Source organism: Neobacillus sp. B4I6 (assembly GCF_050434045.1).
Classification (GTDB): Bacteria; Bacillota; Bacilli; order Bacillales; family Cytobacillaceae; genus Neobacillus.
On the sequence record NZ_JBNPWB010000002.1, the window covers coordinates 3367685 to 3384050 of the forward strand.

Below are 16366 nucleotides of genomic sequence, written 5' to 3' on the forward strand. Positions count from 1 at the left end.
GCTAGAATAGAGAGGCATATATAATGGACTATTAGGGGGGAATGATGATGGCTGTTAATGCATATATTAAGCTAGTGCCTTCATCTGCTAAACAAACAGTAACAATTGAAGAAGTTAAAGAATTATTTCATGAGTATAAAAATAACACTACAAAAACTGGTAATCAAATAGGTTGGCAATATGGAGAATCAGCTTTTCCCTATGTAATTAACGAAACATCAGAAGCGGACGGAAAATGGTTCTATTTACACTCTAACGATGACCGCTACTATGCCATTTTATTAGGTGTAGACCAGGAAACTATTCGAAATGAAGAAGGACAAGAACTAGAACAAACATACATACAAGTTACATTACCCGAACAATCTACCTATGGAGATAAGGGTAAAGCGAATGAATTTTGTAAATACCTTGCGAAAAAGCTGCAAGGGGAACTCCACCTTTTTAATGAGAGAATCATGTATTATTATCCCCGTAAATAAAAAAAGCTCCTTTTGGGGCTTTTTTTAGTGAATAAACAATTCCATTGTATAGTGAATCGAAGTATATATAACAAGGCTTAAAGTAGTGATAAAAAGCGTTTTACGCACTGATTTTGTGACCTGGTTTCCTATTAAAAATGCTAAATAAAAGAACACAAAAAACATAATGACTTTATAAATTAGCTGGTCATGCTTTGATAACCATTCAATAAATGTATATCCGCTCCAAATGATAAATTGCAGTATCACAACAATATAGACCCTCATATTTATCACCACTCTTAATACATTCACTTCTTTTTAGAATGCTCGTTCTTAAGTATATGTTCTAAAAGCGAGAGATATATTTTATTTTTAAGTTGACAAGGATTTTTTTGCTTTTATCTTTGTATAAATACAATTCGGTAAAAATAGTAAAAGTCCTTTCCGTTAGTTAACGAAAAGGACTATATATTTATGAATTATTTCATAATATGGATTGGGCTTCCTAAGGCAACTTCCGCCGCTTCCATTGTGATTTCTCCAAGTGTAGGATGAGCATGAATAGTCATGGCAAGATCTTCAGCAGACATTCCAGCTTCAATCGCAAGTCCCAATTCTGCAATCATATCTGATGCATTTGTGCCGGCAATCTGCGCTCCGATGACAAGTCCATCCTCTTTACGAGTAATTAATTTCATGAATCCATCACCACTGTCGAGTGATAATGCACGACCATTAGCTGCAAATGGGAATTTAGCCGCATTTACAACAATTCCTTCTTCTTTTGCTTGGGCTTCTGTATATCCAACTGAAGCTAATTCAGGATCAGAGAAGACCACAGCAGGAATACCTAAGTAATCAATTTCAGAGGTGTGACCAGCAATTGCCTCTGCGGCAATTTTAGCTTCATATGAAGCTTTATGTGCCAATTGAGGGCCAGCAACAACATCACCTATAGCATAAATATTGCTAAGATTTGTGCGGCATTGCTTGTCAATTTCAATTAGACCGCGTTCAGTTAATTTAACACCAACTTGTTCTAAGCCCATTTCATCAGTGTTAGGACGTCGTCCGACCATTACAAAAACATAATCTGCTTCGATTTTCTTTTCTTCGCCTTTTGTTTCGAACGTTACTACCACACCATTTTCAGTTTCTTCAACGCCCTTGGCAAACGCCTTTGTAAAGAACTCTGCACCTTTTTTCTTCATGCTTCGTTTTACGAGAGCAGCCATTTGCTTATCAAAAACACCAAGACCTAATATTTCTTCTGCACCTTCTAAAATGGTAACCTGACTGCCAAAGTTTGCGTATGCACCGCCAAGCTCAATCCCGATTACGCCTCCGCCGATAACGACGATTTTTTCAGGGATTTCATTTAAGTTAAGTGCCCCAGTAGAATTCAAAACACGTTTTGAATATTTAAAGGCGGGTAACTCAATCGGACGGGATCCAGTAGCAATAATGGCATTTTTAAAGGTATAAGTTTGCGCTGAATTTTCATCCATTACACGCAGCGTATTGCCATCGACAAAATATGCTTCACCACGGGCAATGTTTACTTTGTTTCCTTTTAATAATCCTTCAACGCCGCCAGTTAATTTATTTACAATTCCTGATTTAAACTCTTGAACTTTTGTGAAATCCACTTTTACATTTTCAGCAGTAATCCCGAAGGTTTCAGAATGCATCGCTGTTTCATAGCGGTGACCTGCTGAAATTAATGCTTTAGAAGGGATACATCCTACATTTAAACAAACGCCGCCAACATATTCTTTTTCAACAATTGTCACTTTTTGTCCCAACTGCGCTGCACGAATAGCTGCAACATATCCCCCTGGGCCTGCTCCGATGACTATAGTATCTGTTTCAATTGGGAAATCTCCTACGACCATTTTATTACGCCTCCATTAACAATAGTTCTGGATCGTTCAATAAACGTTTAATATGATTTAATGCATTTTGTGCTGTTGCACCGTCAATCATGCGGTGGTCAAAACTTAATGAAAGTGCTAAAACCGGTGCAGCAACAATTTCACCGTTTCTAACGATTGGTTTTTCTGCAATCCGGCCAACGCCCAAAATTGCTACTTCAGGATGGTTAATAACTGGTGTAAACCATTGCCCGCCAGCTGAACCGATGTTTGAAATTGTACAAGATGCGCCCTTCATTTCGTTAGGTGCAAGTTTGCCGTCACGGGCTTTTACAGCTAATTCATTAATTTCATTTGAAATTGAGAATACTGACTTACGGTCTGCATCTTTTACTACTGGAACTAGCAATCCTTTTTCAGTGTCTGCTGCAATTCCGATATTATAATAATGTTTATGAATGATTTCACTAGTAGCATCATCAAGTGAAGTATTTAAAGCTGGGAATTCACGTAATGCACTTGTTAATGCTTTAACGATGTATGGTAAGAAGGTAAGCTTAATGCCTTTAGCAGCTGCCACTTCTTTGAATTTCTTCCGGTGTGTAACAAGTTTAGTTACATCGATTTCATCCATTAATGTAACGTGAGGAGCAGTGTGTTTGGAGTTAACCATTGCTTTGGCAATTGCCTTCCTGATCCCACTCATTTTCTCGCGAGTTTCTGGATATTCACCTTGTGGAATAGCTACGGCTGTTGTTTGCGGTGCCTCCACTTTAGCTGTTTCAACCTCTACAGCTACATTTGTCGCAGCTTGTGGCGAAGGTGCTGCTCCACCGCTTACAAAGAGATCAATATCACCCTTCAGTATCCGTCCATTATTTCCTGTTCCAGCTATTAAATTGATACTAATGCCTTTTTCACGGGCATATTTACGAACAGATGGCATAGCAATAATCCGACGATTTGGATCAACATCTGCTTGTGGTGCCACTGCTACTGCTGCTGGTTGTGGTGCTGCATCTTGTTTAACCTCAGGTGCAGGAGTTGATACTGCTGCTTTTTCTTCTTGTTTCGGTTCATCAGCATGTTCATCGCCTTTAAATTGTAGGTTTTCATACCCTGGGGCATCAAAAGTGACTAAAACCTGTCCAACTGTAGCGACAGTTCCTTCTCCTACTAGTACTTCAAGAACTGACCCTTCAACTGGGGACGGAATTTCTACCACTGCTTTATCATTTTGAATCTCGCAAAGTACATCATCTTCTTGAACTTTGTCGCCTGGCTTTACAAACCATTTAACAATTTCGCCTTCATGAATACCTTCACCGATGTCAGGCATTTTAAATTGAAATGACACTAGGATTCATCCTCCTAAATTACATGTATTTTTGAGCATCGAAATTATAGTAATTAGAACGGCCAATTACGTATTTAATTAAAATGTTAAAACTTTTTTAGCTGTTTCAATTACATCCTTATAATTCGGCAGCCATGCAGCTTCCGCTTGCGGGAATGCAAAAATGGTATCAGGTGCGACCACACGCAATACAGGTGCTTCTAAGCTTAGGATTGCGCGGTCGTTAATTTCAGCAACAACGTTTGCAGCAATTCCTGCTTGTTTTTGAGCTTCTTGAACAACGATCGCACGACCTGTTTTTTCAACTGAAGCAATAATCGTTTCAATATCGATTGGACTTACTGTTCTTAAGTCAATAACTTCTGCAGAATGACCTTCTTTCTCTAGTTCCTCTGCTGCTTTTAATGACTCGTGAACCATTGCTCCATAAGTAACGATAGTAATATCAGTTCCTTCACGTTTTACTTCGGCTTTTCCTAGTGGAATTGTATATTCACCTTCTGGAACTTCTTGACGGAACGAACGGTATAACTTCATATGCTCAAGGAAAATAACTGGGTCATTATCACGGATTGATGAAATGAGAAGTCCTTTAGCATCATATGGAGTTGATGGAATAACAACCTTTAAGCCAGGCTGTTGCGCCATAAGTCCTTCTAAACTGTCTGCGTGCATATCAGGTGTATGTACGCCGCCTCCAAATGGCGAACGAAATGTTACTGGAGCATTAAATTTGCCTCCGGTACGATAACGAAGACGAGCTGCCTGACCAGAAATTGAATCCATTACTTCATAAACGAAACCGAAGAATTGAATTTCTGGAACAGGGCGAAAGCCTTGTAAACTAAGACCGACCGCTAATCCGCCGATTCCTGATTCAGCAAGTGGCGTGTCAAAAACACGATCTTCGCCAAATTCATTTTGCAACCCTTCGGTTGCACGGAAAACACCACCGTTTACACCCACGTCTTCACCGAATACTAATACATTCGGATCATTGCTTAATTCCACACGCAATGCATCTGTAATTGCTTGAATCATTGTCATTTGAGCCATGGCTTACTTCGACTCCTTTTCTTTATATATTTCATATTGCTCTTTTAAGTTTTGCGGCATTTCTTCATACATAAATGACATTAAATCAGTTACCTTTTGTTTAGGCGCTGCATCAGCTTTTTTAATTGCTTCTTTAATGTCTTCTTTCGCTTGTTCGATTACTTCATTTTCTTTTTCTTCCGTCCATAACCCTTTATTTTCAAGAAATTTACGGAAACGTACTAATGGATCTTTCTTTTCCCATTCATTGTCAAGGTCTGCTGTACGATAACGAGTTGGATCATCACCAGCCATGGTATGAGGACCATATCTGTAAGTTAATGTTTCAATGAATGTTGGGCCTTCACCATTAATTGCACGCTCACGTGCATCACGAGTTGCAGCATATACCGCTAAAGGATCCATACCGTCAACTTGAATACCAGGAATACCTGCTGCAACTGCTTTTTGAGCCAGAGTTTTGGCAGCCGTTTGCTTGTCAACAGGAGTTGAGATTGCGAAACGGTTATTTTGAGCAATAAAGATAGCTGGAGCTTTATATGCGCCTGCAAAATTCATTCCTTCATAGAAATCCCCTTGAGATGTACCACCGTCACCTGTATACGTAATTGCAACTGCTTTTACTCCACGCTTTTTCATTCCTAGTGCTACACCAGCTGTCTGAACATACTGTGCACCGATAATGATTTGCGGGATAGCTATATTAACGCCCTCAGGAATTTGTCCACCTTCAAAATGACCTCTGGACCATAAAAAGGCTTGGTATAAAGGTAATCCATGCCAGATAATTTGTGGAACATCACGATATCCCGGTAGGATAAAATCTTCTTTTTCTAACGCAAACTGTGAAGCTAATTGAGATGCCTCTTGTCCTGCAGTTGGAGCGTAGAATCCTAATCTTCCTTGGCGATTTAAAGAGATAGAGCGCTGGTCAAGAATTCGTGTATAAACCATACGGCGCATTAATTCCTGAAGCTGTTCATCTGTAAGGTCTGGCATCGCAGCTTCGTTTACGACTTCACCAACTTCATTAAGAATTTGAAGTGTTTGAAATTGTTCCTCTACAACTTCTAGTGTTTTCTTCGCATCAAGCTTGGCGTTCTGAGTTTTAGAAACCATTTAGGTCACCTCTTCCTTTCAATTCAAAACTTAATTTTTTTAATTATTATCCACTAAGTTAGAATACCCAAAAACTTAAGAATAAAAGACAGATGGACAATGTCATCCATTTTTCTTTATCATTTGGATAAACTCTTGATATTACACTCGATTTTGGTAAGCATAGTACATGAAAAATACTTTCAAATAGTTTTTCACATAAACGAAAAGTTAAAACAAAATATCTTTCACCTTACCATCATCTTATTCTGTACCACTATTTTATGTAACATCATTGATACAATTTATTAACACTTTTTAAGTTTACATCATTAGTTTTTGCACGTCAAATACTATATTTTAATATTTTTCACCACGTTCATATTGCTAATATTATAAACATTTTTTCGTCTGTATTACTTTTTTTTGACATCTGTTATATATAATACCTCATTTAATTTATTTGTTATAATATACAAAAAATCGGCCTATTCAGCCGATTATTTTGATGAGATAATATTTATTTGCTTGATTTAAGCCCTGCTTGTTTATAAAATGACAACTTTTTATCATTGTATTGTTCTGTTAACATATTAAATTTTTCATTGGCATTATAGACTCTTTTATACGTTTCATTTAACTTATTTACCTGTGCTTCAAGGTCTTCAAGTGGAAGATTTTTATTTTTAAACATTTCATACAATTCTTTATCATTTTTCAGTGCTTCATTATACTCTAGGTATAACGCTTCATGCGCTTTATATCTTTCCATCATTATCTCATATAGTTCATTAGCTAATTTCGTTAAATCGCGATCTTCTAATTTATCCTTAATATCCCTGGCCTTTAGAAATTCTTTCTGGGATTCTTTAATGCTGTTGGTTTCTTTCTCCATCAGCGCTTTTCTTTCATCGGCTAATAATATTGCTTCATCTGAAAGTTTTACGATTTGAGCATATTCTTTCATGCCAAGTTTGATAATCTGGTCATAAATTTCTTTTTCTTTTTTTTCAAGTGTAACAAGGGGATTCTGTTGTTCCTCAAATTCTTTTTCGGCTGAAACGACTTTTTCTAACACATCATACATTTTTTCGACTGGAGACTTTTCTTTCGTACACCCAGCAAAAATAACAATCAAAACGGATAAACATAAAATAAAACAATACTTTTCTTTTAATGACACATTATAAACCTCCTGCCTATTCCAATTCCTACTATATCGACACCTGGTTTGTTTGACAATACAATATCCCATAAAAAAGGTTGCAAATCAGTTACCTGAATCAAATATTAACTTTTTATCAATTGTCTGATAGACTATTTATTATTAATAATTTTAGTTTAAGCACAGGAGTGAGTGGAATCATGATTACGATGGAAGATATCATTCGAGATGGTCATCCTTCCCTTAGAAAAGTGGCTGCAGAAGTATCCATGCCGCCATCAGAAGAGGATAAACAAATATTATTTAACTTATTAGAATATGTAATTAATAGTCAAAATCCTGAAAAGTCGGTACAATTTGGTTTACGCCCTGGAATTGGATTGGCTGCTCCGCAAATAAATGTTCTAAAACGGATGATAGCTGTGCATCTTACAGATGACACAGGCACTCTTTATAGTTACGCATTATTTAATCCCAAAATTATCAGCCATTCTGTTGAAAAGTCGTATTTACAAGCTGGTGAAGGCTGCCTTTCAGTAGATAGAGCCATTCCAGGATACGTCCCAAGATATGCTAGGATTACTGTAAAGGGAACAAACCTTAACGGTGAAGAAGTGAAACTACGTTTAAAGGGACTTCCTTCTATCTGCTTTCAACACGAAATCGATCATTTAAATGGTGTTATGTTTTATGATTATATCAATCATGAAGACCCGTTAAAACCAATCGAAGGAGCCATAGCCATCGAAAGGTAATCAAACTGGAGGCACCTTGATTTTGGGCTTCAGATGTATAAAGAACCGGCCCCTTCCTAGGGTCGGTTCTCAATTTATATTAACTGTAATTCTTTTAGCCCATTCCAGATACCATCTTCGGAAACATCGCTTGTAATAAGATCTGCAAGTTCTCTGGCTTCAGGGACACCATTTCCCATGGCAACGCCTGTTCCAACTGCCTTCAACATTTCTAAATCATTTAAACCATCTCCGAATGCATATACATCCTTCAACTCAAACCCCAAACGTTCGATCATTTTTTTTATTCCTTCTGCTTTTGAACCACCCTTTGGTAAAACATCGACAGAATATGGATGCCATCTGATAAAATCAAATTGGGGATAGTCAGAGAAATATAAACTTTCATCTTTATTTTCACAAAAAAGGAGGCTTTGATACATTTTTCGATTGACATAAAAAGAATCATCCTCTTCAGGATGTGGGAAATTTAGGCTTCCCATGCTTTTTTCAACAAATGGATGATGCTTAACACTTGCCTTCATTGTTTTTTCATTCATAAACACTAATGGATGATTGTTTGACTTCGTATGGTTAAATAATTTATTAAGCTCATTTTCATTCAGAGGGTTCTCATATATAACTTCATTCTCAAAACCCACAAATTGACCGTTAAAGCTCACATAGGAGTCAATTTCAAGTACATTCCGCAGGCCTTCAAACATAAACGGAGCTCTGCCAGTGGCAATTGCGACAAATACATCATTCTTCTTAAGTAAATTGATGGCTTTTATCGTGCTTTCGGGTAGGTTTTTATCATGATCGAGCAATGTGCCGTCTATGTCAAAAAATACAATTTTCTTCATTTAATATGTACTCCTTTTTATCGAATCCTCTAAACTGTGAAAATGTACTCCCCACAGTTCTTTATTCTTTAAAACACTAAACTTTATATTAAAAAAAGTCAATTTATAATTTGTCAATGTAATTCCATGTTTAACCATGATTGAATCAGCAATTTCATCATATAATATAGTAAAAATACTCTTATTTTAAAAAAACTTCAATAATCTGCCATCGCTTACTTTACATTGGACAAGGATTGTATAAAATAAGAGGTAAGGAGATGATCCACTATGTTAAAGAAGCTAAGGAAGAAGCTTTTAAAACAGTGGAAAGAATTACTGCGAAAGAAATCCATTGCCTAAATTTTTTTAGGGCCCTTCAAACTTGCGAGGGGCTCCTTCGTTATTGTAAATTGTAAAAACAACGATTCTTTTTTACATACTTTTCATATAAGTCTAACGGTTTCCAAAGAAAATAAATGAAAAAGATGAAAATGTTTTATATAATAGAAAAAGTTATGATTCAGTTAGGAGCGAAATTGTAATGATATTTAAAGTATATTATCAGGAAAACATCAAAGAAGTACCAGTCAGAGAGAATACAAAAACCCTATTTATTGAAGGAGAATCGGTAAGAGATGTCCGCTCAAAAATTGCCGACCGTGGGTTTAATGTTGAATTTGTTCAAGAAGTAAAGGGAGCTCATTTAAAATATGAACTTCAAAATGAAGACTATAAAGTATTGGAGAAATGATAATTTATGAAATTTGTTAAGAATGATCAAACTGCGGTTTTTGCCCTGGGTGGTTTAGGCGAAATTGGCAAAAACACGTATGCGGTTCAGTTTCAGGATGAAATAATATTAATTGATGCCGGAATAAAATTTCCTGAGGATGAGCTATTAGGTATTGATTACGTAATTCCTGATTATACCTATTTGGTTAAGAATCAAGATAAAATAAAAGGATTATTTGTTACACACGGACATGAAGATCACATTGGCGGTATTCCCTATTTATTACGCGAGATTAATGTTCCAATTTATGGTGGGAAACTCGCTCTTGGATTAATTAAAAATAAACTAGAGGAACACGGCTTATTAAGAAATGCTAAGTTGATAGACATCAAAGAAGACGATATCATCAAATTCCGCAAAACATCGGTTACTTTTTTCCGCACCACCCACAGTATTCCTGATTCTTATGGGATTGTAGTTAAAACTCCGCCAGGTCAAATTGTCCATACTGGAGATTTTAAATTTGATTTTACCCCTGTAGGTGAACCTGCCAATCTAACCAAAATGGCTGAAATAGGTAAAGAAGGCGTTTTATGTTTACTATCAGATAGTACAAATAGTGAAATACCTGAATTCACCATGTCAGAACGTCGGGTAGGCGACAGCATCAATGATATTTTCCGTAAAGTGGACGGTCGTATTATTTTTGCTACCTTTGCATCTAATATCCATAGATTGCAGCAAGTGGTAGAGGCAGCAGTAGAATACGGAAGAAAAGTAGCGGTTTTTGGCCGAAGCATGGAAGCAGCTATCAATATCGGACTTGAATTAGGGTATATTAATGCACCTAAAGAGACTTTTATTGAAGCGAATCAAATAAACCGTCTTCCTGCTGATAAAGTTACGATCCTTTGTACCGGAAGTCAGGGCGAAGCTATGGCTGCTCTTTCAAGAATTGCTAATGGCACACACAGACAAATTCAAATCATTCCTGGTGACACAGTGGTATTTTCATCTTCACCTATTCCAGGGAACACAATTAGTGTGAGTCGAACGATTAATATGCTCTATAGAGCCGGCGCGGAAGTTATTCACGGTAAACTAAGTAATATTCATACTTCTGGTCATGGTGGACAGGAAGAACAAAAACTAATGCTGCGTTTAATTAGACCAAAGTTCTTTATGCCAATCCACGGTGAATATCGAATGCAAAGAATGCACGCTAAGATCGCGGTTGATTGCGGAGTACAAGAAGAAAATTGTTTTATTATGGACAATGGTGAAGTGTTAGCTCTTTCTGAGGATACTGCTCAGGTTGCTGGAAAGATTCCATCAGGTTCTGTTTATATCGACGGCAGTGGTGTAGGCGATATTGGAAATATTGTCTTACGTGACCGTAGAATTCTTTCTGAGGAAGGATTAGTTGTTGTGGTCGTAAGTATTAATATGAAGGAATTTAAAATTGCTTCAGGACCTGACCTAATTTCTCGAGGATTTGTTTATATGAGAGAATCCGGTGATTTAATTAACGATGCTCAAAATCTAATCACCAAGCACTTAAATAAAGTGATGGAAAGAAAGACAAGCCAATGGTCTGAAATTAAAAATGAAATTACAGATACATTAGCGCCTTTCCTATACGAAAAAACAAAGCGCAGACCAATGATTTTACCAATCATTATGGAAGTGTAAGAATAAGAAAAGCGGAAGCGCCTCGAGCGCTTCCGCTTTTCTTATTGTCTAGCTCCAGCGCCTAGGGGCTCGGGGTCATAAGCCAATCAGTCATGAAGGTTAAAGAACAACCTTCACGCCTGCTCGTCTTATGCCTGTCGCCCCTGTTCAAGGCGCTTCCGCTTTTCTTATTCTAGTACTTTTTTTTCAAATCGATTGATGTCTTGGTCGGTTCCAATCACGATTAAAACATCATTAACGCGAAAAGTTTCTTTGGCTTGTGGAGAAACAATAATTTCTTCTCCTCTTTTTATGGCGACAATATTCAAACCATATTTCTTGCGAATATCCAAATCCATAATCGTATGACCACTAAGTTTTCCATTCGCAACAATTTCAACGATACTGTGTTCATCTGATAGTTCAAGATAGTCGACCACATTACTCGAAGCCATATTGTTAGCAATCCGTTTTCCCATGTCTCTTTCTGGGTGAACAACACTGTCTGCTCCAATTTTCCTCAAAACTTTTTCATGGTAATCGTTTTGAGCCTTAGCTGTAATACGCACTACACCCAATTCCTTAAGAATAAGAGTTGTAAGTATACTTGATTGAATATCATCACCAATAGCTACAATCACATGATCGAAGTTACGTATCCCAAGGCTTTTCAAAACAGCTTCGTCTGTTGTATCCCCTACAACCGCATGAGAAGCAATCATTGCATACTCATTTACTCGTTCTTCATTTTTATCGATAGCAAGAACTTCCATCCCCTCATCGGTAAGAGTTCGGCAAATACTTCCACCGAATCGACCAAGCCCAATGACTGCGAAACTTTTTTTCATATATAACTCCCCCGGTTAAATCATTATCTTATTATGTTTCATTTTAGCATCATTCGTCAGATTTATATAGAGAGAGCTACCCCTTCTTATTCCTGCCCCTGCCTGGACTTCCTCTTTTTAAGACAGTAAAGGAGAAAAAATACTATAATAAATAAAATGGCTAGAACTGGCAGGTTACCAACTATAAAAACAACCAAGCCTGATAAACCAACTAATAACATATTGATGCTTTTCATGAATTGTTTTTTTGTTTTCTCCCAAGTATTTAATTTATCTTTATTAATTGAAGGTACAACTACGCTTTTTTCGTAAAGGGTTATGTTAACCGTCGAAAGGGAGGTTTGGTTTTCTAAAAACTTCATCTTTCCTTCAATGATCTCAATTTCCTCTTGTACGGATGCTAAATCAGCAGAAATTTTCAATAAATCTTCTGTTTTTACTGCACTTTTCATGAAAGTGAGTAACCGTTCTTCCACCACCTTTTTTGATTTTAATCTGGACTCAAGATCAACATATTCCTCGGTTACATCCTGCCCGTTTATGCTTCTTTGCAAAACCTCTGCTGCTTGGCTCTCAGCATCATGTAAAAAGGTCTGAAAGTGCTTTTGTGGTATTCTAATTTTAATGCTGCCACTTACCAGCTCGTTGCCCTCTTTTGATACATTAGACTCTGCTATATAACCTCCATATTTTATTACTTTTTCTTCAAGGATACGGACTGTCTGATCAAATTTCTTAACTCGCAGTTGTAGATCAGCTTGATAAATAACCATTTGGTTTTGAATTTTTATATTTGCAGCTGCGGAACTTTTTTCAGCCTTTTCTGTTTCACCCGAGTAAAAGTCTGCTTCCTCCCCACTGCCAGATTGGGCTGAATCCATAACTGTATCATTACTTTCTTTCATTTTTGCACTTTTATCTTCGCTGCTGGGACTGCACCCTGTTACCCAAAATAATAAGATAATGAAAAAGATAGGAAACCAACGTTTTAGCATTATCAACTTCCGACACCCCTTTTTTCTCTAATGGTTAAAGCTAGGTATATATAAATACCGACGATTAAAAGGAGGCAAGGTTACAGGTTAAGAAAAAAAATAAAAATGCTGCCCGTTGAATATAACGGACAGCACTTAGATCGTTTTTTATTCTGTTTTTTCCAACTCATCCAACACTCGGTTTACACGCTTCTCGAGCATCTTCATGCCGCTTCCGCCTGCTTGGAAATGGCGGAGCTTGCCTTCTTTGTCAAATACATAATAAGCTGGTACATATTGATTTTCAAGGGCTTCTGTCAACTTGTGATCACTGTCGACAAAAATCGGTTGATTGATTCCATGCTCAGCTGCCACTCGTTTAATTTCATCTAGGTTAAGGTCGTTTTCAGAACGCGGCATATGAACAGCAACCACATTTAACTGGTCCTTAAAATCATCACGGAATTGATTTACCTGCGGCATCGCTTCCTTACAAAGATGGCAGCTAATCGACCAAAAATGAAGCAATGTTGGTTTTTCTCCGATTAGGTCTTCTCTTGTCACTTCACCGTTTAACCATTCAGTTGCCCCAGTTAACTCTGGCATTGGTTCACGTAATTTCATGGATAATCCCCCTATTAAAAAGACCTAACACTTTAAAAGGTTAGGTCTATCTGTTTTGTGCAAATTATACGTTCAATGTAGCTTGTCCAGGCTTCCAGTTTGCTGGGCAAAGACCGCCAGTTTGTAATGCTTGAAGAACACGTAAAGTTTCATCCACGTCTCGGCCAATGTTGTTGTGATTTACAACAGAATACTTTAATTCACCCTCAGGATCGATGATGAATAAACCGCGTAGTGCAATACCTTCTTCTTCAATTAATACTCCATAATCACGAGCTACTACATGGTTAGTATCTGCAGCAAGAGGATAGTTTAAATCGCCAAGACCATTTTCTTTGCGATCTGTTTTAATCCAAGCAAGATGAGTGTGGATTGTGTCAGTAGAAGCACCAACGATAACTGCATCTAAATCATCAAACTCTTCAAAACGATCGGACATCGCTGTAATTTCAGTTGGACAAACAAATGTAAAGTCCATTGGATAAAAGAACAACACAGTCCATTTATCGTTTTTCATGTTTTCTTCCAAACTTACTTTTTTAAATTCTTTGTTTGGCATTACAGCATCCATTTCAAAGCGTGGTGCTTGTTTACCTACCATACGATCTGGCATTCAAATCCCTCCAAATATTTAATAAATGAGTATTTATAGCAATTCTCATTTGCTATCCTTTTCACAATTCTAATTATAGGACACATCTTATTTTGAGTCAATATTAAATTATAATTAATTTAATTAAATACTTATTATTAATTATAACCCTATTTCCCCTTCATAAGTTTTCCCTAATTGTGTAAGAATAATCGACGATATGTAACAATTTCCCTTTTAATTCTCTTTAATTTTATCATGATTGCTAATCAGAACAAAATAAAACGCCTTCTTATATAAGATTTAATCTATTCCCTAGATTAGAGATATAGGTTGTCATTACTTTAACAGCTACTTCAATCGCACCTTCTTGTGGATTTAATTTTGAATGGTGTAAACCATAGGGCGAATCGACACCCAGCCAAAACATAAGCCCTGGAATCTCTTTAAGCATATATCCAAAGTCTTCCCCCGTCATCGCTTCCTTGCACTCGATTACTTCAACATTTGTTTCATTTTGAAGATATTTCATAAAATCTCTTGTAATAGATTCAGTATTATAGACTTGATGATACATCGAACCATAATCAATGGCTGCTTCACATTCAAAACCTGCCTCGATTCCCTTCACAAGCGCCTCAATGCGATGTTTAACCTTTTTCATCGATTCAGCAGAAAGCGTCCGGATGGTTCCCTCAAGCCTCGCATTTTCAGCAATAATATTTTGAACAGTACCGCCAGTGATTTTTCCAATCGTTATAACCGCACTATCTAAGGGGTCGACATTTCTCGAAACAATCGTTTGCAGCTGGTTTACCAATGTACATGCTGCGACAACCATATCATTCGTTTCATGGGGTCTAGCGGCATGCCCCCCCTTACCCTTTAGATCAATAAACAGTTCAGAAGTATTAGCAAATAGTAACCCTTCCTTAACCGCGATAGTTCCAACTGGATACTCTGGTGCAATATGTAAGGCAAAAATCAGGTCAGGCTTCCATTCCAGCATCTCATCTGATTTTAACATCGGTTCCGCTCCGCCAGGTCCTTCCTCTGCAGGTTGAAAAACAAACATAAGGTCGTCTGCAATTGGGTTATTCGTAAAATAAGTTAGTACCCCAAGAGCGATGCTCATGTGGAAATCATGCCCACATGCATGCATCTTGTTATCGTGGGTCGATGAGAAAGGTAATCCTGTTTCTTCGCTAATTGGAAGTCCATCGATGTCTGTTCTATAACCAATCGTTTTTTGGGGATTTAAGCCATGAACCTTTACAAACAACCCTGTCTTCCATTTTTTTATCGTGATACGATCTTGTGGTAAAGACTCAAGGTAAGATAATAAATAGGCTTGTGTCTCAAACTCTTGAAATCCTAGTTCTGGAATTTGATGAAGGTCACGGCGGATTTTAATCAATGGATTCATTTATTAACTCTCCTTTTAAAAAAGAAGCGTGGATATGCTCCACGCTTTTCTGCTTATACTTAGAGAACTATCTAGCTCCAGCGCCCAGCGGCTAGAGTACTTCGCGCAAAGGAAGCGGGCTTTTAAAGTTGACGAAGTTCTTGCATTATTTCAGTTTTTGACTTCGTTTTTTCATCAATATCTTTAATTTTCCTTGCCGGCATCCCTGCTACAACTGTATAAGGAGCAACATCTTGAGTGACAACTGCACCTGCAGCGACTACTGAACCTGTTCCAACTGTTACCCCTTCAAGAACAACGGCATTCGCTCCAATAAGAACATCATCCTCAATAATAACAGGCTTCGCAGATGGGGGTTCAATAACACCGGCCAAGACAGTTCCCGCCCCAATATGACAATTCTTCCCGACAGTAGCTCTTCCACCTAGAACAACACCCATATCAATCATCGATTTTTCACCAATAACGGCACCGATATTGATAACGGCTCCCATCATAATAACGGCATTATCACCGATTTCCACTTGGTCACGAATAGTAACACCTGGCTCAATTCGGGCATTAATATGCTTATTATCTAACAAAGGGATTGCAGAATTACGACGGTCATTTTCAACCACTTGATCTTCAATTTTTTCTTTATGTGCTTCTAATACTTCATTAATTTCAGACCATTCACCAAAAATGACACCCGTATTTCCATTAATAAAAGTTTTTGTATTGTTTCCAAAATCAATTCCTGCTAATTCACCTTTTAAATAAACCTTTACAGGTGTAGATTTTTTACTATTTTGGATAAAAGAAATAATTTCATTTGCATCCATCATCTTCATTATTTTACCCCCTATGTATTCGTACTAAAAAATACTTTAACAAACAAAAGAAACGAAAACAAGAAAAAC

The 16366-nt window shown here is 37.3% G+C and carries 16 protein-coding genes; 4 read left to right on the plus strand and 12 right to left on the minus strand.

From position 1 onward, the window contains the following. Window positions 1–47: 47 nt before the first annotated feature. Window positions 48–482 carry a DUF1885 family protein gene (locus QF028_RS18710; RefSeq protein ID WP_429467652.1) on the plus strand — a complete coding sequence of 145 codons (435 nt, stop codon included), beginning with the start codon at window positions 48–50 and terminating at the stop codon, window positions 480–482. A gap of 461 nt (window positions 483–943) precedes the next feature. On the opposite strand, the gene lpdA is transcribed toward QF028_RS18710, so the two are convergent. The 5 genes from lpdA to QF028_RS18735 all read right to left on the minus strand — a co-directional run bounded on the left by lpdA (window position 944) and on the right by QF028_RS18735 (window position 7032). Beyond that, a complete protein-coding gene (gene lpdA, locus QF028_RS18715; RefSeq protein ID WP_215001704.1) occupies window positions 944–2359 on the minus strand; it encodes a dihydrolipoyl dehydrogenase in 1416 nt (471 codons plus the stop codon). Window positions 2360–2363: 4 nt separating this feature from the next. Further along, a complete protein-coding gene (locus tag QF028_RS18720; protein WP_429467655.1) occupies window positions 2364–3695 on the minus strand; it encodes a dihydrolipoamide acetyltransferase family protein in 1332 nt (443 codons plus the stop codon). Window positions 3696–3773: 78 nt separating this feature from the next. After that, entirely contained in the window at window positions 3774–4751 is a 978-nt protein-coding gene (locus QF028_RS18725; RefSeq protein WP_429467658.1) for an alpha-ketoacid dehydrogenase subunit beta, read from the minus strand. A 3-nt stretch (window positions 4752–4754) separates the two neighbouring features. Beyond that, the gene (pdhA, locus tag QF028_RS18730) at window positions 4755–5870 is read right to left on the minus strand and encodes a pyruvate dehydrogenase (acetyl-transferring) E1 component subunit alpha (RefSeq protein ID WP_410881837.1); all 1116 of its coding nucleotides are present in this window, start codon (window positions 5868–5870) and stop codon (window positions 4755–4757) included. A gap of 499 nt (window positions 5871–6369) precedes the next feature. Further along, entirely contained in the window at window positions 6370–7032 is a 663-nt protein-coding gene (locus QF028_RS18735) for a YkyA family protein (protein WP_429467661.1), read from the minus strand. A 182-nt stretch (window positions 7033–7214) separates the two neighbouring features. On the opposite strand from QF028_RS18735, the gene def reads away from it, so the two are divergent. Then, window positions 7215–7769, plus strand: a complete 555-nt coding sequence (gene def / locus QF028_RS18740) for a peptide deformylase (protein WP_429467664.1) — start codon at window positions 7215–7217, stop codon at window positions 7767–7769. A 74-nt stretch (window positions 7770–7843) separates the two neighbouring features. Here def and QF028_RS18745 read toward each other — a convergent pair whose 3' ends face one another. Then, complete coding sequence (locus tag QF028_RS18745) at window positions 7844–8614, minus strand: Cof-type HAD-IIB family hydrolase (protein ID WP_429467667.1); 771 nt, start codon at window positions 8612–8614, stop codon at window positions 7844–7846. Window positions 8615–9137: 523 nt separating this feature from the next. On the opposite strand from QF028_RS18745, the gene QF028_RS18750 reads away from it, so the two are divergent. After that, on the plus strand, window positions 9138–9347 hold the full coding sequence (locus tag QF028_RS18750; protein ID WP_088086236.1) for a DNA-dependent RNA polymerase subunit epsilon: 210 nt from the start codon (window positions 9138–9140) through the stop codon (window positions 9345–9347). Between the two features lie 6 nt (window positions 9348–9353). After that, on the plus strand, window positions 9354–11021 hold the full coding sequence (rnjA, locus tag QF028_RS18755) for a ribonuclease J1 (RefSeq protein ID WP_066252453.1): 1668 nt from the start codon (window positions 9354–9356) through the stop codon (window positions 11019–11021). A 167-nt stretch (window positions 11022–11188) separates the two neighbouring features. Here rnjA and QF028_RS18760 read toward each other — a convergent pair whose 3' ends face one another. From QF028_RS18760 to dapD, 6 genes are all read right to left on the minus strand, one after another. Then, entirely contained in the window at window positions 11189–11848 is a 660-nt protein-coding gene (locus QF028_RS18760) for a potassium channel family protein (protein WP_429467671.1), read from the minus strand. A gap of 86 nt (window positions 11849–11934) precedes the next feature. Beyond that, the gene (locus QF028_RS18765; RefSeq protein WP_429472419.1) at window positions 11935–12843 is read right to left on the minus strand and encodes a DUF4349 domain-containing protein; all 909 of its coding nucleotides are present in this window, start codon (window positions 12841–12843) and stop codon (window positions 11935–11937) included. 147 nt (window positions 12844–12990) lie between these two features. Further along, the gene (locus QF028_RS18770) at window positions 12991–13446 is read right to left on the minus strand and encodes a TlpA disulfide reductase family protein (RefSeq protein WP_215001688.1); all 456 of its coding nucleotides are present in this window, start codon (window positions 13444–13446) and stop codon (window positions 12991–12993) included. A gap of 64 nt (window positions 13447–13510) precedes the next feature. Next, window positions 13511–14059, minus strand: a complete 549-nt coding sequence (locus tag QF028_RS18775) for a peroxiredoxin (RefSeq protein WP_429467675.1) — start codon at window positions 14057–14059, stop codon at window positions 13511–13513. 271 nt (window positions 14060–14330) lie between these two features. After that, entirely contained in the window at window positions 14331–15464 is a 1134-nt protein-coding gene (locus tag QF028_RS18780) for an N-acetyldiaminopimelate deacetylase (protein ID WP_429467677.1), read from the minus strand. A gap of 122 nt (window positions 15465–15586) precedes the next feature. Beyond that, window positions 15587–16297, minus strand: a complete 711-nt coding sequence (dapD, locus tag QF028_RS18785) for a 2,3,4,5-tetrahydropyridine-2,6-dicarboxylate N-acetyltransferase (RefSeq protein ID WP_168242647.1) — start codon at window positions 16295–16297, stop codon at window positions 15587–15589. Between the last annotated feature and the right edge of the window lie 69 nt (window positions 16298–16366).